Source organism: Halorubrum sp. AS12 (assembly GCF_051122765.1).
Classification (GTDB): Archaea; Halobacteriota; Halobacteria; order Halobacteriales; family Haloferacaceae; genus Halorubrum; species Halorubrum trapanicum.
Genome location: NZ_CP185386.1, coordinates 1 through 26,264, shown reverse-complemented (window position 1 = coordinate 26,264; position 26,264 = coordinate 1). Strand labels below are relative to the sequence as shown.

16 protein-coding genes and 9 pseudogenes are annotated in these 26,264 nt (G+C 57.9%); 13 read left to right on the top strand and 12 right to left on the bottom strand.

Features of this window, described 5'->3' with window-relative positions:
• The first annotated feature begins 65 nt into the window (after positions 1-65).
• Together dgoD (ACODNG_RS14890) and ACODNG_RS14885 are read left to right on the top strand one after the other, a co-directional pair.
• Positions 66-1,199 carry a galactonate dehydratase gene (gene dgoD / locus ACODNG_RS14890; RefSeq protein WP_434523247.1) on the top strand — a complete coding sequence of 378 codons (1,134 nt, stop codon included), beginning with the start codon at positions 66-68 and terminating at the stop codon, positions 1,197-1,199.
• A gap of 105 nt (positions 1,200-1,304) precedes the next feature.
• Positions 1,305-2,030: an IclR family transcriptional regulator gene (locus tag ACODNG_RS14885; RefSeq protein WP_434523246.1), complete on the top strand. Its 726-nt coding sequence runs from the start codon at positions 1,305-1,307 to the stop codon at positions 2,028-2,030.
• A gap of 124 nt (positions 2,031-2,154) precedes the next feature.
• Here ACODNG_RS14885 and ACODNG_RS14880 read toward each other — a convergent pair whose 3' ends face one another.
• The 3 genes from ACODNG_RS14880 to ACODNG_RS14870 all read right to left on the bottom strand — a co-directional run bounded on the left by ACODNG_RS14880 (position 2,155) and on the right by ACODNG_RS14870 (position 8,015).
• Positions 2,155-6,021, bottom strand: coding sequence for a glycoside hydrolase family 2 TIM barrel-domain containing protein (locus ACODNG_RS14880; RefSeq protein ID WP_434523245.1), 3,867 nt, complete (start codon positions 6,019-6,021; stop codon positions 2,155-2,157).
• Between the two features lie 543 nt (positions 6,022-6,564).
• Positions 6,565-7,692 (bottom strand): ABC transporter ATP-binding protein, encoded by a 1,128-nt coding sequence (locus ACODNG_RS14875; protein WP_434523244.1) that lies wholly within the window; start codon positions 7,690-7,692, stop codon positions 6,565-6,567.
• A gap of 11 nt (positions 7,693-7,703) precedes the next feature.
• A complete protein-coding gene (locus ACODNG_RS14870) occupies positions 7,704-8,015 on the bottom strand; it encodes an ABC transporter permease subunit (protein ID WP_434523243.1) in 312 nt (103 codons plus the stop codon).
• Positions 8,016-8,260: 245 nt separating this feature from the next.
• On the opposite strand from ACODNG_RS14870, the gene ACODNG_RS14865 reads away from it, so the two are divergent.
• Positions 8,261-8,497, top strand: coding sequence for a hypothetical protein (locus ACODNG_RS14865; RefSeq protein ID WP_434523242.1), 237 nt, complete (start codon positions 8,261-8,263; stop codon positions 8,495-8,497).
• A gap of 40 nt (positions 8,498-8,537) precedes the next feature.
• Here the strand turns inward: ACODNG_RS14865 and ACODNG_RS14860 are convergent, their stop codons facing one another.
• The 6 genes and pseudogenes from ACODNG_RS14860 to ACODNG_RS14835 form a co-directional block, all read right to left on the bottom strand.
• A complete protein-coding gene (locus ACODNG_RS14860; protein ID WP_434523241.1) occupies positions 8,538-9,413 on the bottom strand; it encodes a carbohydrate ABC transporter permease in 876 nt (291 codons plus the stop codon).
• Positions 9,414-9,580: 167 nt separating this feature from the next.
• Positions 9,581-9,889 (bottom strand): hypothetical protein, encoded by a 309-nt coding sequence (locus tag ACODNG_RS14855; protein WP_434523240.1) that lies wholly within the window; start codon positions 9,887-9,889, stop codon positions 9,581-9,583.
• 29 nt (positions 9,890-9,918) lie between these two features.
• Complete coding sequence (locus ACODNG_RS14850; protein ID WP_434523239.1) at positions 9,919-10,992, bottom strand: extracellular solute-binding protein; 1,074 nt, start codon at positions 10,990-10,992, stop codon at positions 9,919-9,921.
• 121 nt (positions 10,993-11,113) lie between these two features.
• Positions 11,114-11,926, bottom strand: coding sequence for an SDR family NAD(P)-dependent oxidoreductase (locus ACODNG_RS14845; protein WP_434523238.1), 813 nt, complete (start codon positions 11,924-11,926; stop codon positions 11,114-11,116).
• 63 nt (positions 11,927-11,989) lie between these two features.
• Positions 11,990-13,143 (bottom strand): annotated as a pseudogene (gene dgoD, locus ACODNG_RS14840) (galactonate dehydratase).
• A gap of 377 nt (positions 13,144-13,520) precedes the next feature.
• Positions 13,521-16,691, bottom strand: coding sequence for a glycoside hydrolase family 2 TIM barrel-domain containing protein (locus ACODNG_RS14835; RefSeq protein ID WP_434523237.1), 3,171 nt, complete (start codon positions 16,689-16,691; stop codon positions 13,521-13,523).
• A 236-nt stretch (positions 16,692-16,927) separates the two neighbouring features.
• Here ACODNG_RS14835 and kdgK1 point away from each other — a divergent pair, with 236 nt between their 5' ends.
• Both kdgK1 and ACODNG_RS14825 read left to right on the top strand, forming a co-directional pair.
• Positions 16,928-17,869 (top strand): bifunctional 2-dehydro-3-deoxygluconokinase/2-dehydro-3-deoxygalactonokinase, encoded by a 942-nt coding sequence (kdgK1, locus tag ACODNG_RS14830; RefSeq protein ID WP_434523236.1) that lies wholly within the window; start codon positions 16,928-16,930, stop codon positions 17,867-17,869.
• Positions 17,870-17,951: 82 nt separating this feature from the next.
• Entirely contained in the window at positions 17,952-18,593 is a 642-nt protein-coding gene (locus tag ACODNG_RS14825; RefSeq protein ID WP_434523235.1) for a bifunctional 4-hydroxy-2-oxoglutarate aldolase/2-dehydro-3-deoxy-phosphogluconate aldolase, read from the top strand.
• A gap of 12 nt (positions 18,594-18,605) precedes the next feature.
• Here ACODNG_RS14825 and ACODNG_RS14820 read toward each other — a convergent pair.
• Both ACODNG_RS14820 and ACODNG_RS14815 read right to left on the bottom strand, forming a co-directional pair.
• A pseudogene (locus tag ACODNG_RS14820) lies at positions 18,606-19,470 on the bottom strand (SMP-30/gluconolactonase/LRE family protein).
• 737 nt (positions 19,471-20,207) lie between these two features.
• A pseudogene (locus ACODNG_RS14815) lies at positions 20,208-20,366 on the bottom strand (IS5/IS1182 family transposase); the annotation flags it as partial.
• Between the two features lie 78 nt (positions 20,367-20,444).
• On the opposite strand from ACODNG_RS14815, the pseudogene ACODNG_RS14810 reads away from it, so the two are divergent.
• The 8 genes and pseudogenes from ACODNG_RS14810 to ACODNG_RS14775 all read left to right on the top strand — a co-directional run.
• Positions 20,445-20,622 (top strand): annotated as a pseudogene (locus tag ACODNG_RS14810) (DUF6610 family protein); the annotation flags it as partial.
• A 71-nt stretch (positions 20,623-20,693) separates the two neighbouring features.
• A pseudogene (locus tag ACODNG_RS14805) lies at positions 20,694-21,042 on the top strand (hypothetical protein).
• Between the two features lie 86 nt (positions 21,043-21,128).
• Positions 21,129-22,060 (top strand): annotated as a pseudogene (locus ACODNG_RS14800) (ArdC-like ssDNA-binding domain-containing protein).
• 124 nt (positions 22,061-22,184) lie between these two features.
• A complete protein-coding gene (locus ACODNG_RS14795) occupies positions 22,185-23,015 on the top strand; it encodes a type IV toxin-antitoxin system AbiEi family antitoxin domain-containing protein (RefSeq protein WP_434523291.1) in 831 nt (276 codons plus the stop codon).
• A 5-nt stretch (positions 23,016-23,020) separates the two neighbouring features.
• Positions 23,021-23,823 (top strand): annotated as a pseudogene (locus tag ACODNG_RS14790) (nucleotidyl transferase AbiEii/AbiGii toxin family protein).
• Between the two features lie 148 nt (positions 23,824-23,971).
• Positions 23,972-24,789 (top strand): annotated as a pseudogene (locus ACODNG_RS14785) (hypothetical protein).
• An 85-nt stretch (positions 24,790-24,874) separates the two neighbouring features.
• Entirely contained in the window at positions 24,875-25,288 is a 414-nt protein-coding gene (locus ACODNG_RS14780) for a PadR family transcriptional regulator (RefSeq protein WP_434523234.1), read from the top strand.
• 123 nt (positions 25,289-25,411) lie between these two features.
• Positions 25,412-25,735: a hypothetical protein gene (locus ACODNG_RS14775; RefSeq protein ID WP_008846864.1), complete on the top strand. Its 324-nt coding sequence runs from the start codon at positions 25,412-25,414 to the stop codon at positions 25,733-25,735.
• Positions 25,736-26,098: 363 nt separating this feature from the next.
• Here the strand turns inward: ACODNG_RS14775 and ACODNG_RS14770 are convergent.
• Positions 26,099-26,263, bottom strand: a pseudogene (locus ACODNG_RS14770) (cell division control protein Cdc6); the annotation flags it as partial.
• Position 26,264 lies beyond the last annotated feature (1 nt).

Sequence of the window (26,264 nt, the reverse complement as noted above, 5' to 3'; positions counted from 1 at the left end):
CATCAATCAGATTCTGTCTGATGAAGGTGCCAATGTTTAACGTCAGCGGCCACTGTCAATTCGATATGACACAGATTGTCGAATATGAGCTTTTCAAGGTACCACCACGCTGGCTCTTTTTGAAGATTGAAACCAGCGATGGGACGGTCGGCTGGGGAGAACCAATATTAGAGGGTCGTGCAGAGACCGTCAAAAGTGCCGTCAACGAGCTGATGGAGGGATATCTACTCGGAGAAGAGTCAAGCCAAATAGAGAAGCTTTGGCAGACAATGTACCGAGGAGGGTTCTATCGAGGTGGTCCAGTTTTGATGTCTGCCATTGCTGGGATCGACCAAGCGCTCTGGGACATCAAGGGGAAGTACACCGGAGAATCAGTCTCCGAATTGCTCGGGGGACGGACACGCGAACACGTCCCACTATACAAACGATTGGTACCAGAGACCGTCGAAGAAGTCTCGTCTCTCGTCGAGGACGCCGTCTCAGACGGATTCGACACGCTCAAACTGCTCACGACGTATCAAACGTCGCCGATCGAGTCGACAGTTGATATTGACGAGATCTGTAAATACCTTGCGACGGCACGCGAGGTTGCCGGCCGGGAGGTCGATATCGGGATTGACCTTCACGGGCACATCTCCGCGAGCATGGCTCCAAGGGTGCTTTCTCGACTAGCAGAGTACGATCCGATGTTTGTCGAGGAGGTTGTTCGGCCGGAGCATCTTTCCATGCTCGATCGATCCGCGGCATACGATATTCCAATCGCGTTCGGCGAACGATTGTACTCTCGGTGGGAGTTTCAGCCACATCTGGAAGCAGGACGGCTCGACATCGTACAACCGGATGTTTCCCACGCAGGCGGAATAACTGAGATTCAGAACATTGCCTCACTCGCTGAGACGTACGGGGCGAAACTGATGATGAACTGCTCTGTCGGACCGATCGCATACGCAGCAAGTACGCAGCTGAGTCACCACCTCCCGAACGCGATTCAACAGCCTACTATCGGAGAGAGATACATCGACGCTTACGTCGATAATGCGGAGAATCTCCATAGTGAGGAGGGTCATGTAACACTCCCTACGAAGCCCGGTCTCGGTATCGAGGTGAATGAAAAGGGCGTACGAGAGCACGCTGGTGAAGGAAGTGACTGGCGGACACCAGTCCGCCGATACAACGATGGAAGCTTCGTCGAGTGGTGAGGTGTTTCCCGATGAGTTCCCAACCAGTCAGCCAGATCTGATTGTGGAGATACCGAGGAGTACACTATCTGTATACTTATTGGTGGTGAGGGGGTATAACTGGATATGTCCGAGAGCGATAGAATTGAGGCGACGAGAACCTCTTTCGATATTCTCGATACAATTCATGAGTTGAAAGGCGCATCGGCAGCCGAACTGATCGCCGCGACCGGCTTATCACGCGGGGGTGTCTACAAACATCTCCGAACGTTGATGGACGTGGACGCTGTCGAGAACCAGAACGGAACATACGTGATCGGCCCGAAGTTCAATGAATACGGTCTCTCTGTGACCGGATCTCGGCCTGTTCTCTCCCAACGTGACAAAGTCGATAAACTCTCTCGCTCACTCAACGCGCCGACGAATCTATGGTTCTACAGTACCCCGGATTGCCACTGCCTGTACACGACCGTCGGCGACGAACGAGATCAGTATCCACGACAGCGAGGAGACACAGAATCGCTCGTGGAGAGTCCAGCGGGCAAGGCGATATTGGCGCACCTGCCGTCTGATCGGCGCGATTCGATCGTCGATGGGGACGAAACAATCGCCGCGCAGATCGAAACGATCCGGGAACGGAGCCTCCTGGAAGAGCCGCTCTCCTTTGCGCCGGAGTGGGTTTCGATAGCGACCGCAGTCAGAGACCCGGAAGACGAACCGATCGCGTCCTTAGAAGTCGTCATCCCGGCAGAGCGGGCGCGAGGCATCGACGTGAAAAACAACATCAGTGGCCTCCTCACCGAAACCGCGAACCGAATGCGCGTCGAGATGTTGGCCGGATCGGATCGGTGAAAACTAACCGTTGTGCTGTTATAAAATCTGACGTATTTTAATACTAGTTTGATTTTCTATGTTTGTTCTATGAGAACATGGTGGCTGATACAGTGACAGCCACTCTCAGTTACGTTCCTGTTTTTCAGTTGCCGTTTCTGTTTCCACGGCCGTTACCTTTCCCACGCCCGTTACCGTTCCCCGGTCGTTTATCGCGACCCTTGTTCGAATCGTCTCCATCCTCCTCCGGGTTAGCGACGCGGAAGACAACCCGACCGTCGATTGATTCATCGGCGCCGATGGTCGGATCCTGATTGACCGGTTGATGTCGACTTAACCATTCGTCGGCGTTGGTTCCGGAAAGCGAGCGATCGATAGCAAGCAGATCGACCGTCTCGTCGCGGACCTGTGCCCGTACGTGAGTCTCACCGTTGCCGAGAACACGGAAACCCCGATCCGATTCGTTTGTTAGAGCCGCTCGATAGACATTGCGTTTCGTCCCCCGGAAGTCGTTTGAACCATGTGATGTCGCGTCGTCTTTCCACGGCTGATCGCTTCGAATGCGGATCCCCTCGTGATTCGGCCGAGACCCGTCGGGGAACGCTTGTGCTGAGCCAGTTTCCCGTCCGATGTGTGTTTCCGGATAGGCGGTCCACTGACCATCACGCGTCCACGAGAGCGTCGTGTAATCGCGATTCAGCGGCATGGCGACACCCACCTCTCGGGCGTCAATCGCCTCTTGAATGCTGAAGTCGTACGACAGGTCAATCCCACGCTCTTGTGGATAAATAACGAAGGTTCCTTCCGCGATGTCGTACGTGACATCGACAGCGATCGCACTCTCACCGTCTACACGACGAACATCGGTAACTGTCCGTTCAGAGAGTCGGTGATCGATAGCATTCTCGTACGCACGTCCCGTTGCGTTCTGGGTTGGAGTAATGACGAGTTCCGGACCAGCGGAGACGATCGGGTTACCGTCGGTTCCTTCAATTACAACGTTTCCGGTGCCCCGGTCAACACTAAGGCTGAACGTGTCCGTCTCCACTGACAGTGTTTCGTCGGTTGCGGAGATTGACTCCGTAATCGGTGTTGAATCAAGTCTGGTACTCGGCGTATCGGCAGTAAACACAACCTGCTGGATCACGTGACCCTCGGGATGGGTGACGGTCATCTCTATGCGACCGTCTTCAACCGGCACCGTGATCTGTTCTTGCTCTCCAGGTTGGGCTGAAAGCTCACGGTTCCCGCGTCCGCGAGCTCCTTCAAATGACACCGCCCGCTCGGTGAGGTCGATAAACTCGTGACGGTTCTCGACAGTAAGGGTGACGACATTTCCGTTGCCGCGCCACGTCGTGTCAACTACCTGAACCGGTGAATACGCTTTCTTGACGTGCCAGTACTCGGGACGGGCGCGCCTGTTTCGGTCGAGCAGTCCCCAGAGATATTCACCCCATTGCTCAAGGTGATCGCCACCGGCCCAGATAGCAGCACCGGCAACTGCCTCGGCATCCCGACACCGCTCCCAGATGAGTTCAAAGACGCTCCCCCACTCATCCCGCAACCCGGGATCAGTCACAAGCTCCTGATCATTGTAGCAGTAGGTATGTGCGTATTCGTCGAAGAGAGTCGGCGCATCGAGGTCCCCATACGCTGTAACGGTCGAGTCAGTACGTAACGCGGGGTAGTGGTGCGCTCGCAAGCTGTAGGATTCGTGCCATGGGTCCGACTCATCGTACGCGTCGTGGTTGAAGATTAGCGGTCTAGTGGGATCTGCTTCCTTCACAAGAGCGGTAACAGTCTCGAACGCTTCGTACCACTCAGACTCGTTGGCGATTGACCAGAGACAGACAGAGGCACGGTTCTTATCTCTCTCAACCATTTCGAGGGTCTGTTCGATGACCACATCTGGGTACGGATCGCCACGCTGGCGGCCGATGAACATGTGTGGTGCCTCTACCTCCACTACGAGACCCAATTCGTCACAGGCGTCAAGGAATGCTTCAGATGTCGGGTGGTGAGCAGCCCTCACATAGTTTATGTTCGCCTCTTTCAGCCGGCGCGCATCCTCCCGAGTGATCTCTGCTGGGATGGCGTGTCCGTGTTTCGGTAGGTGAATTTCTTCCCAGTTGACTCCCCGAAGTGTGACCGATTTTCCGTTGATACGCAACGCCTGCCCGTCAACCTCTATCTCTCGAATCCCAATCCGCTCAGTCACTTCCTCTGTGACACCTCCAGCATCGAGTGACACGTCGAGATCATGGAGTCGGGGCTGTTCAGGATTCCATGTCTCGGGATCATCGACGGTCATCTCAACGGTTATACTACGGGCTTCTCCGGGAGGAATAGCATCAAGGACTGCCTTGTCGGAACCGACGACAGTTCCGTTAGGATCTGTTAGCGAGACAGATAACTCAGCAGTCGTCTCAGATTTTCCCGAATTCTCAACAATAGTGTTGACGTGAACGGTTGCCGCTGTTCCGTTATCGGTGAGGTCAGTCCGTACATCGCAGTCGGCCAGATGAACCTGAGGGACCGAGATCAGCGTTACGTCACGCGGGATACCCCCAGTGACGTTCTGCCAACCCATATCATCGGCTTCAGACACCTGTGCGACACCGACTGTCACTGTGTTCGACCCCTGGGGTTCGATTTCGTCGGTAACGTCTACCTCGAATGGAGTGTGACCGCCCACGTGGGTCCCCACAAGGGACCCATTCACATACACCCACGCTTCGCTGTAGACTGCACCGAACTGTAGCAATACACGACCTTCTCTCCAGTCTTCAGGGACATCGATCTCACGACGGTACCAGCCGCGCTGGTTTCCTGGAGGATACCAGTCGGCGGAATCTTCAGGTACTTCATAGCCGTCATAACCCCACTGACCAGGAACGGTCTCGTTACGCCACTCAACGCTCCGGTCCTCGATGGTCGCGTAGTCGAACCAGAGAACGGCGGTATCTGGGACAGTCCTAAATCCGGTGCTTACCTGTTCCGCTGATAGGGCAGAGGGGAGTGCCCATGTCGACGTGACAGCTACATCGAGATCGCCTCCACCGACGATGAGTGGTCCATCACTCTCGGCGGGTCCAGTCGCCTCGTGTTCAATAGTTCCGATTGGGTCACCATCGACGTACAGCTGATTCTCGCCTTGGTTACCGACGATTGTTACGCTGTGCCACGTACCTGATTCCACATCGGTTTGGAGCGTCTCTGGATACGTCCCGTCCGCTGTTTGCATATAAAATGAGAGCGTACCATCGTAGATACCAAGCCCGAACTGCTCAGTCCCCGATCCGATAGCACTACTGCCCCGATCGAGAACCAGTCCGCTCCCCCCATCATATTTCAGCCGTGCGTGAAGTGTAAACCCGGTGGAATCGAACGCCAGCGAATCGTCGTTTTCGACAATAACGTACCCGTCCTCCGCAAGATCAATTCCCTGTCCATCAGGGCTGGGGACAAACGACGGACCGTTTTGGAGAATGCCATCGTTCCCCTGCCCTGACTCGTCGGGTGCCACTCCGTTAGTGGCTTCGTTTAACGGCAGCCACGCGACAGCGTCGTCCGGGATTTCAGCGAATCCGCTGGTAATTTGATCTGTGGTGAGTGCCGTCTCGAACGCGCGGAAGGAGTCGACTGTCGGCGATCCGCTGTCGTCGTTTCCGGCATCATATCCGAGGTGTAGCGGGGAGTCAGTAGTTGGGAGTGACGCGAAGTCGTGCGGCGTTGATCCGATCTCTTCAGCATCAACGTAGAGTCGAATTTCATTCGCAGCAACGACCAGCGTCGTCGTGTACCATTGTCCTTGAACGAGATTTCCGGCGTCGATACCCGGCCAGTTGCCGCCTCCTTCTGTCCAGAACGACAGCTGGCCACCCCAGACACCAAGCGAGTACTGACTTCCGCCCTTAGAGTAGATTGGACCATCACCAGTGTACTTGAATGTCGTCTGTAGTGTAAAGCCGGGTTCAGTGAAATCAACCCCCTTTGTATCACCGACTGCCACGTATCCGTTGTCGGTAAGATCAACTGCCTGCTGAGCGGGATCGGTGACCGTCTCCAGGTCATTCCTGAGATTCCCGTTGTTGCCCGCCGAGGATTGGTCAGGAACTACGCGCCGCCCCGATTCAGAGGGGGGACCATCTCCCGGAGCCAGTGCAAACCTCCACCTGCCGTTAAGCGATTCTGTTCCCCGACGTCGGTCTCACCCGGGCCCGGGACGACCCGGGCAGACGACGCGACCTCATCATACTCGTCACTCAGTTGTGCGGCTGCGTTCCCTGCTGAGAGCGCAGAACCGAGTGCGACTCCAGATATTGCGGAAAGAACCGTCCGACGGCGAAGCGGTACCGCCCCATCATCTCCTTGATTGCTATCTGTTGGCATGTGTGTACCCAACAACCAGTTGTTTTCGGATATTGATAAAAGTTCCTGATGGATTATATAAAACCAACTAAAGCTATCAGTTCAGCTTTCAGCCCAGTTCTGCAACTGGCCAGGACTTAAAACGAAAGTGCCGCAGCGTCTCCTGCCCAGTTACACTCAGGCTCTATTGCTGTGCCTGTTCGAATTGTTCATGTTCCAGCGCTGTCTCACCCGTTTTGGTCTTTATCGATTCTTTCGTGTTGGCATCGAAGAGGTAGAGGTCCTCCTCATCAAAGCCGAAGATAACTGTTGAGTTCTCCTCAGGCCGAATTTGGCTCCCGCTCCGTACCGTCAGCTCCACGTCACCCATTTCGGCGTAGAGGAAGTTCTCGTTCCCCATATGCTCGACAACCTTGATCTCGCTCGGAACGCTGCCATCGGACGCGACGTAGAGATCTTCCGGTCGAATGCCGACACGGACACGCTCGCGGCCTTCAACCATCGAGGGATCGTCTAGGGTATACGTGAATCCGGCGGGCCCGCGAAGCGTCTCTCCCTCAACATCGGCCGTGAAGAGGTTGATGTTCGGGCTGCCGATGAACCCGGCGACGAACTCGTTCGTCGGTTGCCTGTAGACGTCGTCCGCCGTGCCGACCTGCTGGAGCATTCCATCATCCATGATCGCGATGCGGTCGCCCATCGCCATGGCCTCAGTCTGGTCGTGCGTGACGTACACCGTCGTCACGTCGAGCTGCTGTTGGAGCTCTTGGAGCTCGGTGCGCATATCGGACCGGAGCTTGGCGTCAAGGTTCGACAGCGGTTCGTCCATCAGGAAGACCTCAGGGTCGCGAATGATCGCCCGACCGAGCGCGACGCGTTGCTGCTGTCCGCCGGACAACTCCTTCGGCTTCTGTTTCAACAGCTCTTCGATCCCCAGCAGTTCCGCCGTCTCGATCACCCGTTCGTCGATCTCTTCGGACGACAGCTTTGTCGAGATTCGCAGCGGGAATCCAATGTTGTCTTTGACGGACAGGTGCGGGTACAGCGCGTAGTTCTGGAAGACCATCGCCACGTCGCGGTCCCGGGCACGCTGGTCGGTCACGTCGACGTCGTCGAACGTGATCTGTCCGTCGGTCGTCGTTTCGAGACCGGCGATACAGCGTAACGTTGTGGTCTTTCCACAGCCCGATGGACCGACGAAGACCAGGAACTCTCCGTCCTCGATCTGTAGATCCATGTCTTCGACGGCGACGATGTGCTCGTCTTCCGTGCTAAACTCCTTCCGTAGCTTTGTGAGCTCAATTTGTGCCATGTGTAGTCACCTCATTGTTTGACCGACCCCGCGAGAATTCCCTTGATGAAGTACCGTTGTAGGAAAATGAACAGGAGGGCGATCGGGACGATCGCGAGCGTCGTCCCGACCATGATCTGCTCGAAGGCGACCCGCTGTGCGCCGACGAGCTGCGAGAGGGCGATCGGGATCGTGAACATCGCCTCCTCCTGAAGCACCACGAGTGGATAGAGGAACAGCCGCCACTGATTGATGAACAGGATAACCGCCAACGCAGCCAGCGACGGGATCATCGTCGGGAGCGCGATCTTGTAGAAGATCTGGAGCTCCGTCGCGCCGTCCATCCGCGCCGACTCGAGGAGGGCGTCCGGCAGCGACTGCGATGTTCTGGCGCATCAGGAATATCCCGAGAGGATTTGCCGCCCACGGGAGGATCACGGCGAGATACGTGTTTAGCAGGTCCAGCGTCGATACCAAGAGGAATAGCGGGACGACGAGTGCCTGAATCGGGAGCACGAGCGTCGCGAGCACAAAGTAGAACAGTGGCTCCTTGTACTTGAACTCGTACTTCGCGAACGCGAAGCCCGCCATGGAGCACAACAGCATCGAGAGTAGGGTGTACACCACCGCAATCAGCGTGCTGTTCCAGATTGTGCGGACGAAATTCAGCCGATTCTGGAGCGCTTCGAAGTTCGTCAGGAACTGCGTCCCTGGGAGGAACGGGATCGACGAGGAGAATAGTTCTGACTGCGGAATCGTCGCGGCGACGATCATCCAGTACAGCGGCACCACGATCAGCGTTACGACGGCGAGAAGGAACGCGTAGCTCCCGAACTTCAAGGCCGTCTCTCGCTGGGGCTCGTCCATCATTGTGCCGCACCTCCTCTCCGGACCTGAACAATCGAGATTGCGCTCACAATTACGACGAGACAGACAGTCACGGCGCTTGCGTAACCCAGATTGAGCTGGACGAACGCCTGCCGATAGATGTACTGTACCACGGTGAGCGTTGCATTCGCTGGGCCACCACCGGTGATCACGAACGGTTCAGCAAACAGCTTAAACGTCCCGATCGTCGAAGAGACGATCACGAACAATAGCACCGGACGTAGCTGTGGAACGGTGACGAATCTAAACTTCTGCCACATCGTTGCTCCGTCGATCTCGGCGGCCTCGTACAGCTGTTGCGGAATCGTCTGGAGGCCCGCCAACAGGATGATCATATTATATCCCATCCACCGCCATGTGATCGCGATCACAAGTGTGATCCGTGCCATCCACCTGTCTGTGAGCCACGGAACCGCGTCAAGACCGACACTCATCAGCACCTGATTTATCATTCCGACATCACCCTCGAACAGCAACAGAAACACCGTGGAATACGCGACCATCCCGGTTGCGACCGGGAGTGCGATGAGCGTTCTCCACAGGCCCTTGGCTCGAATAAACTTCGAGTCAAGTACAATGGCGACCGCCAGCGCGAGGATCACCATCAGAGGGACCTGGATCAGGAAAATAAACCCCGTGTTGAAAAGCGACAGGTGGAACACCGAGTCGCTAAAGATGAGGGACTCGTAGTGCGCTAATCCGACGAACTCCAAGTTCGATATCTTCGGAATTGTCAGTTCGAAGATCCACGCCTGGATTGAAATGATGTACTCGCTTCTCGCAGGGCCTTCGTAACTGAAAACGGATAGGTAGATCGTATACAGCGTAGGGAATAGCAGGAAGACCGAGAACAATAGGTAAAACGGCGAAATATAGAGATACGGGAGTCCAGGAATCTTCGGTACGACGCTCGACACGTTTTGTCTCAGAAACCGGAGTCGGTCCGACAACTCCTGGTACGATTCAGACGACTGCAGTTCGGATCTGATACTGGTAGCCATGAAGGGGTGGTGAGTGCTGGTTACGCGAGGTCCCGGTCTTCCCGGTCCGCAACGGTTTCAGCGGCATCCTGCATCGCCTGTTCGGGACTCTTGTCGCCGTTCAGCAGGTTATCGAGTTCAGTCGAGATCGCGTTGTTGATCTCGGTCTGAATCTCGTTATACCGGTACGGTTCGATGTTTTCGGCGACTTCTGCGAAGAGGCTATAGATGGCCTGTCCGTCGTAGAAGTCCTGCGATTCCTCGTAGAGGTCCGCGTCGTACGCGGTGCTGAGCGATGGGAACAGCCCGTACTCTTCGAGCATGTAGTTCTGAATTTCCGGCGTCGTCATCACGTACAGCGCGTAATCCCACGCCCGACTTACCTTCCCCTCGTCTTCGATCTGTGCGGGGATCGCGACGTTCGATCCCCCACGGTTGGAGGCACGGTTTCCCCCTCCTCGAACGCGGGGAGTTTGTACACGCCCCAGTTTCCGGCAGTGTCCGGCAGCTCAGCGCGAAGTGTTCCGTCCATCCATGCGGCCGAGGGGAGCGTAGCGATCGTCCCCTCCGCGAACGCCGTGAACCAGCTGCTCGACCACATCCCGACCGTTCGGGTGATCCCGGAGTCTTGGAGGTCAGCGATAAGCTGCGCCACGCGAACACTCTCCTCGCTGTGAATGTTGACCGCTCCGTCCTCGGTGACCGGCTGCCCACCGAGCTGACGGAATAACATACGCCAGAACTGCGGGAGTTCGTCGGACTGCGGCAGGTTGATCATCGCCGCGTCGTCCGGGAGCTTCTGTCCCTCCTCGATGAAATCGTCCCATGTTTCGATCGCGTCGGGATCGATTCCGGCGTCCTCGTACTGATCCCGCTTATAGTACATTCCCGTTGGGCCGAGGTCCCACGGGAGACCAAAGTCCTGCCCTCCGTACTGGACTGCTCGCCACTTCCCTGCGACGATATCCTCGCGAATTCCAGCCTCCTCGATTCGGTCAGTGACATCCGTCAGCGAATCCTGACTCGCGTAGGTGAGCATATCGTAGTTTTGCAACGCGGTCAGGTCGGGAGCACCGGTCCCGCTCGTCACGGCTGTCTGGAACCGTTGCTCGTGGACGTTATCGCCCAGTTCCTCTACAGTTATCGTTGCGCCCTCGTTCTCGGCTTCGTATGAGGGGACCCCGACATCATCCGGGAGGTCACTCGCGGCGTCGTCCATCGCGCGGGCCGCGACGTTCCACGCCCAGTAGGTGATCGAATCGGCCATTTCTGGTTCGGCCGATCCGCCGCTGTCATCGGACGACTCCCCACTGTCGTCCGACGACCCGCTAGCGTCGTCCGACGATTCTCCGCCGGTATCGACGCTACACCCGGCCAATCCCGCTATCCCAGCGACCCCAAGCGCACTGAGAAACTCTCGTCGACGTTCCTCAGGCAGATCTATGTCTGTCATGGTGGCTACGGTATAGCGGTCTGTGCCAATTGTTATTAATGTTCTGGATCATCCCACTCTGCGGAGACAGGAAAACGGGATGGTCTGATGGCAAGCGGTACATTTGACGGAGCCGGGTCGATTACACGTCGCGCCGATAGTCGAGGTACAGATCGTCTTGCATCACCTGCGAGCGTCCTCCGTCAATAAGAATACTTTCGCCGGTGATGAAGTTCGCGTCGTCGCTCGCGAGGAACGTGGCCAGCCCGGCCACGTCAGAAGGCTTACCGAGCCGACCAACCGGATGGATATCCTGCGTGTACTCGTAGTCGTCGCCCAATTCCTCTTTCGTGCGGTCGATCTCGATCCACCCAGGGTTGATCGTGTTCACCGTGATTTCGTCCGGCCCGAGTTCCAGCGCCAGCGCGCGGGTCATCCCGTTGATCCCGGCCTTGACCGCGTTGTACGGGAACAGCCCCGGCATCGTGAGGAACGCGTGGTTCGAAGAGGTATTGAGGATCGTACCGCCCGGGGGCATGTGGTCGGCTACGTGTTTCGCGCACAGCCAGAACGCCCGGAAGTCGGTCTCGAGGACGAACTCCCAGTCGCCCATCGTCGCCTCGCGCGCGGTCGTCTCCGTCTGGACGCCCGCGTTGTTCACTAATACGTCGATACTGCCGTACTCCGCGACGGCGTGTTCGACGAGCGCCTCGATCTCTGCGGGCTCACGCATGTCAGCCTGAATGAACGTCGCGTCGCCGCCCGCCGTCTCAATCTCGTCGACCACCGCCTGCCCGCTGTCGGCGGAGCGACCGGTCACCACGACGGATGCCCCCTCAGCGGCGAAGCGGCGGGCGACACCCTCGCCGATCCCGCGAGTCGATCCGGTAACGATGGCGACTGTGTTCGCGTGTCTGTTCGCGACGGCATTTTCGATCGGGTCGCTTGGTGACATACCTATTACTGCTGTTGCCCCAGTCAAATAATCACCGCCTGCGTGGACGTCCCGGTGGAGTCCTTACCACTCGGCGACGCTCCCGTCGGCGTGTCGCCAGACGGGATTGTGCCAGTCCACATCCTTCTCGGCCTGCGCGCGCACGTGCTCCTCGTCGATTTCGATCCCGAGCCCGGGTGCGTCGGGAATCTGGACGTAACCGTCCTCGTAGTCGAAGACCGAGGGGTCCGCGAGGTAGTCGAGCACGTCGCTCGTCTCGTTGTAGTGGATGTCGAGGCTCTGCTCTTGGATGAAGGCATTTGGTGAGCAGGCATCGACCTGTAGACACGACGCGAGCGCGATCGGTCCGAGCGGGCAGTGTGGGGCCATCGCCACGTCGTAGGCCTCGGCCATCGAGGCGATCTTCTTCACTTCGGTGATCCCGCCCGCGTGCGGAGATCCGGCTGGATCACGTCAACGGCGCCGTCCTCGAAGACCTCCTTAAAGTCCCATCGCGAGTACATGCGCTCGCCGGTCGCGATCGGCGTCGTCGTGTGCTCGGCGATCTTCGGAAGTGCGTCGTTGTGTCCGGAGAGGACGGGCTCTTCAACGAACATCGGATCGTACGGTTCAAGCGCCTCGACGAGCCGCTTTGCCATCGGCTTGGAGACGCGTCCATGGAAGTCGACGCCGATGCCGACCTCGTCGCCGACAGCCTCTCGGACCTCTCGTAGTCGTGTCTCGGCGGCATCGATCGTGGCCGGGTCGTCGACCCGCTCGATCTCCTCGGTGGCGTTCATCTTCAGCGCCGTGAACCCGGATTCGACTTGCTTGCGGGCCTGTTCGGCCACGTCGGAAGGTCGGTCGCCACCGATCCACTGGTACACCCGGATCCGCTCTCGTGCCGGCCCACCGAGCAGTTCGTGGACGGGGAGGCCGATCTGTTTGCCCTTGATGTCCCAGAGTGCCTGATCGACCCCAGCGATAGCGCTCATTAGTACCGGGCCGCCGCGGTAGAACCCGCCGCGGTACATCGTCTGCCAGTGGTCCTCGATCCGACCGGCGTCCTCGCCGAGCAGGTAAGTGTCAAACAGCTCCTCGACTGCGGTTCGCACCGTCTTCGAGCGCCCCTCGACGACCGGCTCCCCCCACCCGACCGTCCCGTCCGCGGTCTCGACGCGCAAGAAGAGCCACCGAGGTGGCACCTCGAACAGCTCGTAATCAACGATTTTACTCATTCCTAACTTGGTGTACCCAGTCATCTCTGTTAATCGTTTCGGGTACGGCTACGACAGGAGAGACGTGTATGCCGTATCATCGAAGAGAACTCGGCCCCCTTCAGCCCCATCTATAGTGATTAATAGATATACTCATAGTGTATCCTTAGATATCCATTACAATAGTACAACTGTAATTTCTTGGGTTGGTGTGTATACTATTTGTGTATTTTTTGGGGGAGAATACCGATTCAGGTTAGTTCACCGTACACTCAACGGATTCGCCGGGATGCCGATTCGGTACCTGTCGCTGAGGAACAGAACTTTCCAGTACGAAGCGATTCAGAATTAAATGGAACGAACGAAACGAACCAGGATATCGTGAATAGCGAAACGGACTATCGGTCGGAACCGCGCACGATAGATGCCGGGTCAGCCTCAGCCTCGTGCGGTCGGATGGTGAATGATAACGAGACCGGCTCCGCAGAAATCCGGTGTTCACGCAGTGGTTTTACTGGCGTTCCGCCGACGCCGGCGACAGCGATATCGACGAACATGGTTGTCCGCTCGGCGGGAATGAGCTCCTGAATCCGCTTCGCGCCGGCGAGGTTCTCGTACGTGTCGAACCGCACGTTCAACGGAGTCTCACCGGCAATCGTGAGGCCGGTTTGTGATCCGGTGGTGCTTGCCCACCGCACATCAGTTTTGTTCCCGTTGTCCGATGGTAGCCGGTAGGGAACGAACTGATCATCGATGCGTCCCTCGTACCGGCCGACCTCGCAGCCGGTCTTTCGGTCCGGATACGTCTCGTGCGGGCCACGGCCGAACCACTCCACGTCGGTCATTGACGACGAGAGCTCAAGCTCGATTCCCAGTCGTGGGAGCCATGTCGACAGCTCTTCTGTGAGAGCAGGCGTGGGACGGGCGTCGACGCTCGCGTCGACGGCACCGTCTCGACTCACCTCGTACGCGAAATCGACCTCGAAAAGCGCATCTCTCTCGGGAGGTCGGAGCTCTGTCGAGCACGTGATTCGGACCCCCGACTCGTCGTCCCGTTCGACAATGTGTTCGGTTGCGACCTGACTGAGGGCGTGGAGTCCGAGTGAGCGCCACTCCCCCTCGTTGTCGTACCCCCATTCGGTGTCGCTGTCCATGTGACCCTCGTTGGCGATCGGCGCCCGAAACGCGCCGAAAACCGGACCATCAGACGCCACGGTCTCGCCGTCGAACTGAAGCTCGTCGAACCGCCCACGGCCGGTATCAAACCGATATCGGAACCGATCGCCAGAGAGAACGATTACATCGTCCGTCTCTTCGAGGGCGATCTGCTCGCCTGGGCTCACCTGAGCCCCATCTGCGGCGAACTCAGTTGTCTCCGTACGTGGGACAGGAATCGAAAACTGGTCGAACCCAATCTCGTGACCCGCAGGGGCCCAGTCCGTCTCTTCGGAGAGTCGGACCCGGAAGGTCAAATGACACTCGCGGTCTGAGGGAATCTCCGATAGATCGAAGGGAACAGTTACACCACGCGTCTGACCGGGCACCACATCGAGTTCCAGTACCCCCGACTGGATCTGCTCGCCGTCGACCGTCAGTTCCCAGGTCGTCTCGTACGCTGAGAGGTTCGTCGAGCTGTAGTAGTTCGTGACAGTGAACACGCCCTCTGCCAGATCGACGTCATCGAACGCGAACGGCTGTTGAGTCTTTTTCACCTGCCGAAGCTCAGGCTGGAGAGTGAGATCGGAAAACGCGGTGCCATCGAGCAAGAAGGGGTCGTCATCGAACCACCACTCGCCCGGCGCCGCATCGGAGACCACGTGGCCCGCAAGCGTCTGATTTGTCCACTCCCAGATGAATCCTCCCTGAAGTCCGTCGATGGCGTTGACAAGGTCCCAGAACGCATCTTGGAGCCCGAGGCTGTTACACAGGGCGTGACCGTACTCGCCCATAATGAGGGGCCGGTCCTCGACGGCGCTGTGTTGGGCGAGGGTGTGCGGAACGGCGTACCGCGGTCCCGAGATGTCGGCGAACGGTGCGGTTCCTGTCATGCTCTCGTGGAACTCCTCGTACGGCGCGTCGCCGGACCCCTGATGGTAGACGAACCGCGTGGGGTCTACCTCGCGGGCGTACGCCGCCATCTTCTCGTGGGGAACGCCCTGTCCGGCCTCATTGCTGGTGCTCCAGGCGAAGATCGAGGCGAAGTTCTTGTGGTTATCGACCATCTGTTCGAATCGACGGAGGAACGAGGTCTCGAACGCCGGCCGCTCGTTGACGAAGTTCATGTTGAAGTGGGTCTCGACGTTTGCCTCGTCGATGACGTAGAAACCCAGTTCATCCGCGAGCTCGTACACCGCCAAGTCGTTCGGGTAGTGAGCCGTCCGGATCGCGTTGACGTTGTGCTGTTTCAACAGCGTCAGCTCCTCACGAACGCGCTCGAACGACACGGTTCGACCAGTCTCCGGATCGTGTTCGTGACGGTTTATCCCCCGGATGGTGATCGGATCACCGTTGATCAGAACCTGTCCATCCTCGATTGTAAACTCTCGGAAGCCGACGCGATCGGGTACCACCTCGACGACGCTCCCGTCCGGGCTCCGGATTTCTAACGCGAGATCGTATAGAGCCGGCTGCTCCGCCGACCACGGCGTCGGCGACGGGACCGTCGTCCGGATGCTCGCGTCCCCTTCTTCCGCGCCGAGCGTGGTCTCGGCGGTCGCCAGTTCGGTCTCGCCGTCGAACATCCGTCCGATGACGCGCCACCCGTCTGTGTCTCCACCGACCACCTCCGCGTCGACGGTGAGTGTCGCGTCGCCGCTCGGATGGAGTTCGGTCTGAACATCATAGTCCCGGAGGAACACAGACGGCTTCGAGTAGACGTAGACGCTACGGAAGATACCGCTGAATCGAACCATATCCTGCGTTTCCAAGTAGCTCCCGTCGGAGAACCGAAACACCTGTACGGTGAGCGTGTGGGACTCGCCCGGATCGAGGATCTCGGTGAGGTCGAACTCCGAAGGAGTCATCGACCCTTGATCGTATCCGACGTACTCGCCGTCGACCCAGACAAAGAAGGCAGACTTGACCCCCTCGAAGTGGAGGAAGGTGTGGCGCTCACCATCCCACTCCGCCGGCACCTCAATATTCCGTTGGTACGTCCCTACCGGATTGAATGTCTCCGGAACTCGAGGCGGCTCTGGCATGGATTCCACTTCCGGAATCTGCTCCCACGTCAGTGCAATGTTGCGGTAGATCGGGCGATCGTACCCGGAAAGCTGCCACACTCCTGGTACCGAGATCTCGTCCCACTCGATATCACCACCGAGCCTATCTGGAAGATCAGACGGCTTTTCGGCCCAAGCGAACGACCAGTCGCCGTTGAGGAGCCGGAAGTACTTCGAAGACGCCCACCGCGTTTCGGGCTCTGTCAGCCGCGCGGCGGCGTCTCTGGCTGATGCTGTTGACTCGTACGAGACTGACGGGACGTGTGTCGGCTCAACGCCTTCTTCAATCCGCGCTGGATTTTCGATATAGTCGTCTAGTCCCGCCAGTTGGGCTGGCTCTCGTGACACGGGTCTTCACCCAATCTATTTGGGCATGATATAAAAAATAACATGACCCACTTCACCGAGCCCTTCTCGTGGTCATCACGCCCCTCCCCTCGGTCGCGTGTCTTTCACCCGATAACTTGTGAAATCTTACCGTGTCGATGCTTCACGTCGTCACGATTGGCAAGAGCGTCAGAACTAACTTGGCCGCTGGGTAGATGCGTTTGTCAACATGTCGGGCACTACCGTCCGGGGATTCGATGAGTGATATCGCAACGCTCGGTGAAACGATGCTTAGACTCGCTCCTGAGTCAGGAGAACGGTTGGAAACTGCGGAGACGCTCGGGTTCCGCACCGCAGGCGCAGAGAGCAACGTCGCCATCGCGGCGAGCCGGCTCGGCGCCGACGCCACTTGGATTTCGAAGCTCCCGAAGTCTCCGCTGGGACGGCGCGTTGTTAACGACGTGCGACGCCACGGTGTCACGCCGCTCGTCGAGTGGAGCAACGACGGGCGACAGGGAGCGTACTACATTGAACCGGGCGGTGAACCCCGAGGAACGAACGTCATCTACGACCGGGAGAACGCCGCCGTGACGACTCTCATGCCTGACGAGACGCCGCGCGATCAAATCCAATCATCGTCGATCTTCTTCACCACCGGCATCACGCCGGCACTGTCCGAGACGCTGTTCGAGACGACCCAAACGCTCCTACAATTGGAGACGACGACTGCGTTCGATCTCAACTACCGCAACAAGCTGTGGACTCCTGAGAAGGCGCGGTCAGCCTACGAGACACTCCTCCCCGAGGTCGACCTGCTCTTCGCCCCCGTGCGAGACGCGCGAAATGTACTCGGGCTCGAAGGCGATGCTGCGTCGATCTCCGATCAGCTTCGGGATCGATTTAATTGCGATCTGACGGTCGTGACGAGGGGAAGTGACGGTGCAGTCGCGAGTACTACAGAGGGAATCGTTGAACAGGAAACGTTCAACGCAGAGACGATCGATCCGATCGGGACCGGCGATGCGTTCGTTGGCGGCTTCCTCTCTCGATACGTCAAAGGCACATCCATAGCAACCGCCCTCAGATGGGGTGCGGCTACAGCGGCAGTAAAGCGGACGATTAACGGAGATCACGCGGTGATCACCGAAGACGAAGTCGCAGCCGTTACAGGCGAAGACAGAAGGGAGATCGACCGCTAACAACGAGAATTGCTATTCACGGAGCGAGAAATGTCGAACATGAGTCGTCCCATTTATCACGACGCCCATCCCGAATACACATATGTACTCACGACGGTTCGACCAGATCCACGAGAGCGGCGTCGTCGCAATTCTCCGTGGCGTGGACTCCGAATCCGCAATTGATGTGGCAGATGCCGTAGTAGAGGGCGGCGTCACAGCACTCGAAGTGACTGCGGACACGCCGAATGTCGCGAAAACGATCGGTGTCCTCTCGGACCGGTACGACGACGTGCTCGTAGGCGCCGGAACGGTTCTTGACGCGGAGACCGCCCGGGCGGTACAGATCTCGGGCGCCGAGTTCTTGGTCACGCCGACGGTCGACGAGGACGTCATCGAGACCGGAAACCGCTACGGGACGCCGGTCGCGACCGGGGCGTTCACCCCGACGGAGGCCGTCCGCGCGTACGAGGCCGGCGCCGACTTCGTGAAAGTATTCCCGGCTAAAACGGGGGGACCGACCCACGTCGCGGCTCTCAGCGGACCTCTTCCGCAGATTCCACTAGTGCCGACCGGTGGGGTCGGCCCAGAGAACGCCGGTGAGTACGTCGAGGCGGGAGCTGTTGCGGTCGGCGTGGGTAGCGCGATCATCGACGACGACGCCGTCTCGAACGAGGAGTACGAGACCATCGCCGAGAACGCGCGCCGAACGGTCGACGCGGTCGCGACCGCCAAGGATCGATAGTCCGTCGACCGATCAGGCGATCTGGGACCGAAATTCAGGGACTCCTCCGGTGTCGAGATCAGTAACACGAAAGACGGCACCCGCGCCATCACCCTCGGTCGACCGATTTCCCTCGGTGAGTCGCAGTCGTCACGTAGAGCGTCTCGTACCCGGCCCCGCCGAACGTGACCGAGGAGACCTTCCGCGCCGGGAACTCGATCTCGGAGACCGGTTCTCCCGTCGGGGCATACCGTACGACGCGTCCCCCATTCCATCGAGCTGACCACACGTGATTGTTTGCGTCAACTGTCATTCCGTCAGGAACACCGTCGTCTATCGGAATTTCACAGAACGTACGCTGGTCTGTGAGTTCGCCAGTCTCAGGATCGTAATCGAACGCGTAAACCTGACGAGCTTCGGATTCTGTGACGTAGAAAGTCTTTCCGTCCCCTGTAAATCCCATCCCATTTGGGATATCTAGATCCTCGAGAACGGTGGTAACGCTTCCATCCGGATCGATCCGATAGAGATCGCCAAGCGACCCTACTCCAGGCATTGTTCCACAGAACACCCGGCCCTCTGGATCGGCTATTACGTCATTGAATCTTGTCTGAGAGTTAACTTCGAGTATGACGGAACAGGTACCACTATCCGGTTCGAACCGTTCAACGGTTCGGTGAGTGAATAGAAGGAGTGCTCCGTTGTTTTCAAGCGTGTAGCCGCCAATCGGACCAGATTCAGCCTCGTAGGCAATACTGTGTTTGCCTATTTTGGGATCATACTGCCAGAGGCGACCCGCTGGAATATCCACCCAATACAGCTGTTGTCGGTCAGGATGCCACAGCGGGCCCTCACCAGTGTGGTTATGCGTATCCGCTATCCGCTCAGGCCTAATCATATCTGATCACCCTGATGGCAGCACTTGAATATAGTGTTCAGCAGCTCTGTTGAAGCCCTCTTCTTCAGACATATACGATTTGAAATAGCACAATGCCAAACACTACAATTAACCACCAACTACGAGAGAATCGTGTATAGTTAAGGCTGAAAAGTGAGTGGGGGTGATCTTCAGCAGGTACATGGCAGACATCACTTGCCTCAACGATCGTGGCGACTGGATCTAGTTATATGGGGCGAGAGCGAACACCGAGCAAGGTGGGGGCTTGGTATTAGACCCATCCCCCAAACTATCACTTTCAAATACTATTAAGAAATGTAGAATTTTGGATCGAGAACTCACAAAAGCTTTCATGAATAGATTCAGAGAGCCGATCAGTAGTCCACTAGCGACGCCAGCCCGAATCAACAGACAGTTGTTCTAGCTATACATAGATTTTGTCCCAAGAAAAATATTTTTATTCATGAGATAGTCTACACCCACTACAACAGAATTTACGTGGCAGTTTTCACTAGAACTCCGTGAGGAACACGACATATCTGACACCCTACTTCTAGTTAACATGAACAACGTTTAGCGGCCGCCCTACAACGAGCAAGCCACTGATTTCAAATGATTGATCACAGATAATAAAATTCTGTTGAACATATATCTTAAGATATGAAATACTAAACTTCCCTGTTTAGATATATTTTAACCAGGTCGTTCCAGAGACCGCCCAAACGTGATTAAACCACTCAGAATGATCGATCAATGTTTTGACTGAGGTGAGCGATAGTGAGTTCACGGAACTTCTCCCACCACTGTCGTGGGCGAACGAACACACCATACTTTCGCTGGAGCGTATAGTTGACTGTCTCTGATTAACTCCGTTGTCCGTTGAGATCAGCGTCAAGCGTGCGTTCTATCTTCGGTAAGGCGATATATATTCACCTTCTTAACCTGTAGATGAATTTCGTATTGACGAGTAAGACGCCTATACCGAGTGCGGAATGAACGTCTGGCAAACTCGCCGCGCCCCGTACGTCGCCGAATACGATACCGGCGCAATCTGTGGATGCTCCGAGCTACGAGTGCTACTACAGCCACCGTCACCGGAAAAACCTTGCGGAGATCTCCGGCGAGCAGAGCGTCTACCTCCCGCCGGCGTGACTTCGCGACCTGTTTTTCGTGCCCCCAGAGAGGGCGAGGGCTCCTCCGAAAGCTCTCAGAGGTGACTTCCAGTGAGTCAACAACAGAGTCCCGACAACGTCTCAATCGACGATATCCCGGTCGATATCGACAACACGCAATCAGCGGAGATCAATCCCGCCGACGTCCCCGACGAAATCGAGTCCATCACCCGTGGGCTCGCCGGTGAGCAGCCGCCGACGAATCCTATAGTGGTTCTCAAAGCGGCCCGGTGGTGGTATCTACACGGCAAGGGCGGGACGAGATCCCGCCTTCCAGTGGGCCATCGAGTGGACACGTCACCTTGCGACCGACACGCCCAGCGACGTTGAGCGGTTCGACGAGTTCCTCGAGTACCTCGTTACGGTCGGCTTCGCTGACGAACGCCACGAGCTCCGCTGACCGACAGAGCGGTTTTTCGGACCCCCTGAGGGGTGCGGCGCGGTCTGAACAGACGCAGTCGCCGTGAACTCGATTCGGTGATCACGATGTCTACGACCAGAGACTCGTCGGTCTCCTTCGACCAGACCGACACGCGATCAGACGAGATGAACAGCACTATCGAACAGTGGATCGACGACCTCGTCGCCGGCGTCGACGACGCGCAGGCTAGCGCGGAGTTCCAGGAGTGGCTGGACGTCCAGAGTCGCTTCCACGACTACTCGTATCGGAACACACTCCTGATCAAGCGGCAGTGTCCCGAGGCGAGCCGGGTGGCGGGCTACCGGACGTGGCAGGAGGAGTTCGACCGGCACGTCAAGGAGGGCGAATCGGCCATCTGGATCTGGGCGCCGATCATCTCCAAGCAATGCCCGGAGTGCGAGAACTCGCCGAGCTACCACGAGGACAGCGACTGTGACTACGATGAGACGCCGCCCGAGGAGTGGTCCGAGGGCCTGGTCGGGTTCAAGCCCGCGCCGGTGTTCGACGTCTCCCAGACCGAAGGTGAGCCGCTTCCTGACCTGGACACGGAAGCGACCGGGGACGCCGGCGACCTCGTCGGTCGGCTGACTGGTGCCGCCGACGAACTTGGCGTGACGGTTCGGATCGTTCCGGAAGCGGAGTGGACGCACGGCGAGGCGAAAGGCATCTGCGAGCAGCTGAGTCTCGTCGATATGCAACCGCGTGTCGAGGTGCGTGACCGGGAGAACGATGCCGACCTTGCGCGGACGCTGATCCACGAGTACGCCCACGCCCTGCTCCACTTCGACGTCGACGACGACACCGAGCGGTCGAAACGCGAAGTCGAGGCCGAAGCCGTCGCGTACGTCGTCGGGCGGTACTGTGGGTTGGACACTAGCGGGTCGGCGTTCTACTTGGCCGCGTGGGAGTCGGACGATCCCAGATCGTTCGCGACCGTCTCGACCGGATCAGTTCCACAGCAGAAGAGCTCATCGACGTAGTCGAAGACAGCGCTTGAATCCTTAACCAACGCACGGTTCTATACCCCGATTTTGTTGGTTAAGTCTTCTCGTCTCCGCCGTCCGCGGCAGTCGCAAGGCTAAAGCAGGCCCGTGTTTATACTTTATGTAAGAAACGCAGGTATGAGTACCATAGAACAAACGCAAAATATACGCCAAGGTCTCTCGACTCGAGAAAGTCGACTCCTTCCACGACTCGCTGGCGCGGGTCACCAAATCATCTCCGTCGACGACATCGAGACGACACTGGAGGTCCCCCCAAATACCGCCCGCGAGATCGCCTCCCGACTCACCGAGAAGGGCTGGCTCGACCGGCTCTTCCCGGGCACGTATCTCATCATTCCACTCACAGCCGGCGAGGAAGCCGTGTACACCACCCACGAGTACCTCATCGCCGCCCACGTCGCCGAGCCAATGTACATCGGCTACTACAGCGCCCTCAGCCACCACGGGCTGACCGAACAGGTTCCCCGGACAGTGTACGTCGTCACGCCGACCCGAGCGCAAAGCCGAGAGATCCACGGTGTCCCGTACCGCGTCACGACAGTCACCGAGCGGAAATTCTTCGGCTTTGAGCCGACATCGGTCGAGGGCACGACCGTTCAGGTCAGCGACCTGGAGAAGACGCTGGTTGACTGTGCGGACCACCCCGAGTTCTGTGGTGGTCTTCGAGAACTCGCAACCGCGATGCGCACCGCCGACGACCGGGGCTGCGACTGGGACACGGTCGGCGAGTACCTCGAGCGCCTCGACAACGGCGCGGCGACCAAGCGGATCGTCTACCTCGCCGACCAGCTCGGCATCGACCTCCCCGCCCGCGAAGAACTCGTTGCGTCGTTCACGAGTGGCTATTCCCCACTGGACCCGACGCGGCCCGACACCGGATCGACCGACAGTACGTATCACCTCCGAATCAACGTCGAGCCAGCCATACTGGAGCCGGCGGAGTCCTGATCGCGATGATCACTCAGGACCGGCTCCGGATTCTCGCTCGCGAACTGGGCGTTCGGCAAGGGTACGCCGAGAAGAACTACGTTAATTCGTGGCTCCTCTGGGGCATCTTCACGAGCGGCTACGGCGACAACCTCCTGTTCAAAGGCGGGACCGCGCTGTCCAAGCTGTATTTCCCGCAATCGTGGCGATTCTCGGAGGACCTCGATTTTGGCGTCGCAGGGGAGTACCAGGGGTCCAAACAGGAGCTTCGAACGGTCCTCGAGACGATTACCGACCGCTCTGGCATCGAATTCGAGATTCGCGAGCACCACGAATCCCAGCAGGAGCACTACCCGACCCACTACGTCGACATCAGCATTCAGTACCGCGCCGTCCTCAACCACCCCAACACGACCAGCATCGACGTGATGGTCGACGAGCACGTCGCCTTCGACCCTGTTCAGCACACTCACGCGTACGAAGATGTGCCCGAATTCGATCTCCAGGCGTACAGCGTCGAGGAGATCTTCGCCGAAAAGCTCCGAGCGATTTACCAGCGCGGAGCCGCCCGTGACTACTACGACCTCTATCAGCTGCTCGAAACCGATTCGGTCGCGATCAACTTTGCCGACGTGGGGCCCGCCTTCGACGCGAAATGCAAACACGATGGGCTCACCGTTGATCTGAACGACGGACTCCGGACGAGCAACAAGAGACGATCCGCCACCAGTGGGAGACCACGCTGCCGGATCTGACCGGTGATTCGCCGGCGTTCGAAATGGTCTGGGAGCAGTTGGACACGGCGATCTCCCAACAGGGATCGCCGTAGGCAACGGCCGATGACGGTGTCGATGACCGATGAGTGTCGCATCCGGAGCTCTGCGATTAACCAACAATTCGGGATATCTGGCTGGTGCGTTGGTTAAGTTTTTGAGCGCCCGCCGAGGGGTGGAGGCGCATTCCAGCCTCACCGAATTATGACAGAGCGACATCTCAGAGCCGTTCTGGCAGAAGCGGAGCGAGTCGCAGAGCAGTACGACCAGATCGCCCAAACCACGAACTCCCCTACACACGAGTATCTCCGGTACGCTGTACTCCGACTCCTCGAAGGCGACGCCAACGCGATCCCCGAAGAGGTCCCGCAGGTCGATGGCGTGACGGTCGGATACGGCCGAGATCAAGCGATGTACGACAGTTGGGGGTCCGACGTCGAGTGGTGGGACACAGTACCGCCACAGGACGACTGTACGCGCTTTCGAGTGTTCTACCCTGAGGACCAAACGCCGATTCCCCGGGTCATCCTCACCGTGATGGCCGCGCTGGGAGCATGGCGAGTCTGGGAAGGGAATGCCGCTGCCTGTGGCTCCTACGACCATCGAGAGCGACGAGAAGTCACTTTCTCTGGCCGGAGGGGAACCTTGCGGAAGCACTCTTGGAAAACCGGATTCAGGAGACTGACGACGCTGTCGCGCCAGACGGCGGACAGGCAGGAGACGTCCGCGACCGAATGCTCGTATCAGACGGCTACACCTCAGCTGATGATCTCGAGCCCCGCACGAAGCGCGCTGTCGAGGAAGCGATGACCGTCTCCCTACTCGCCAAGGGTGGTCGCTACGAAGTCGAAGCGGCGTCCGGAAATCGATACGAAGTCGATATCATCGGGCAATCTTGTACCTGTCCCGATTGGCAGCAGCGCGCTCCAGACGGGGGCTGCAAACATATGCGTCGGGTCGATCACGAAATCAAACAGGGACAGGTCCCACGTCCAGATGGTCAGCTTCCACCACACGTGTAAGCTCCTGTCTTGCTTCTCAGTCGCTTCTGGGTGGTAGTTTACTCTGGGGTAAACTACTTTGGCGTACTCGATTGAACACACCAATATGGACGATGGCCTTGGGAACGGTGAGAACACGACACCACGGGAACTCATCCATTTCGTCACTCAGCAGACGCGGTTTGCCCTGATCAACAACATCCTCCAGCACCCCGAGCAGCTTCCTTCGATGTACGAACTCGAGGAGCTCAACCCCAGCGTGAGTGACGCCACTGTCTACAAGCACATCCAGAAACTGATCGATGAGGGCATCGTGAAGGAGGTCGCCCTGGACGACGACCAGCGCCGACAGGGCTACCCCTGGAAGTTCTATGGTCTCACGGAGGATGGGCGAGAGTTCCTCAACGACCACAACCTGCTCGCCGCTGAAGAGACGCTCCAGCAGATCTACGACACCATCGGCGATAAATCCGAGAAGATGGTCAAGTACGAGAACGCGCTTCGTCCCGACGACATCTAATGGAACGTTCTATTCCCGAATAGTTTGCTATTCATACTCTTCAGCCCGTGACGGGGCGATATCTTATTAACCAACAAATCTATGCCGATACGGTCTTTGTTGGTTAACACGAGGCGACCGCTGATGTCCTACGAGCCACCGACGCCGCCGGCGGAACTCCCGACAGACCTCGTCAATACGCTCAACGAGTCCTCTTCTGAGCAGCTCCAGCACGTTGCCCGCTACGCTGAAGAGCTAGCTGAGCACAAAGCTCGCGAGGCACGTCTCGAAGAAGACTCAGATGAAAGCGAAATCGAAGAACGTCCCGACGATCTGCCGGACGACGTCCCGGCGAAGGCCACGATCACGATCAAGGAGATTAACGACAACCGCTACTACTACTGGCAGTGGCGAGAAGGCGAAAAAGTTCGTTCCCAGTATAAAGGCCCCGTCAGTCCCGACGAGTAGACGGTGGTGAACCGTAGCCGGAGGTTTGTCAAGCGCAATTAGTAGCGTAGCAGAGGACACCCCCCAGAGTGTGAATGGGTTCAACCCACCCCACACCCCTCAGTGTGAATGGGTCCGGTCAGTCTAGACAGGTAACACTCGGAGAGAAGATACCCACCCCACGTTTCCGTCGTAACTGGAGGTCGGTGGAGGGAACGCAGCCACGATCGAGGGGATCACACCCCCCACGTTTCCGTCGTTTCGTCACCCGGCCAAAGTCGATTATTGGGAGTAGAAGTCGATCTCGGATCACCCACCCCACGTTTCCGACGTATCGAGAGATACACTCGTGATCAGGGGTGTGGTCAGCGACTGAAACGGGAGCTAGGCTAGGTCTTCAAGCCGGCTATCCCGGAGGACAGATTTCAACACGATGCCGGTGTCCTGAACCAGCCGGTGCTCGAGATAACTGCCTTCACCCCGGCCACCCCCGGTCCGAGTTGATTCAACGACGCCGAGGAATGCCTGCTCTTTCAACAGTTCGTAGACG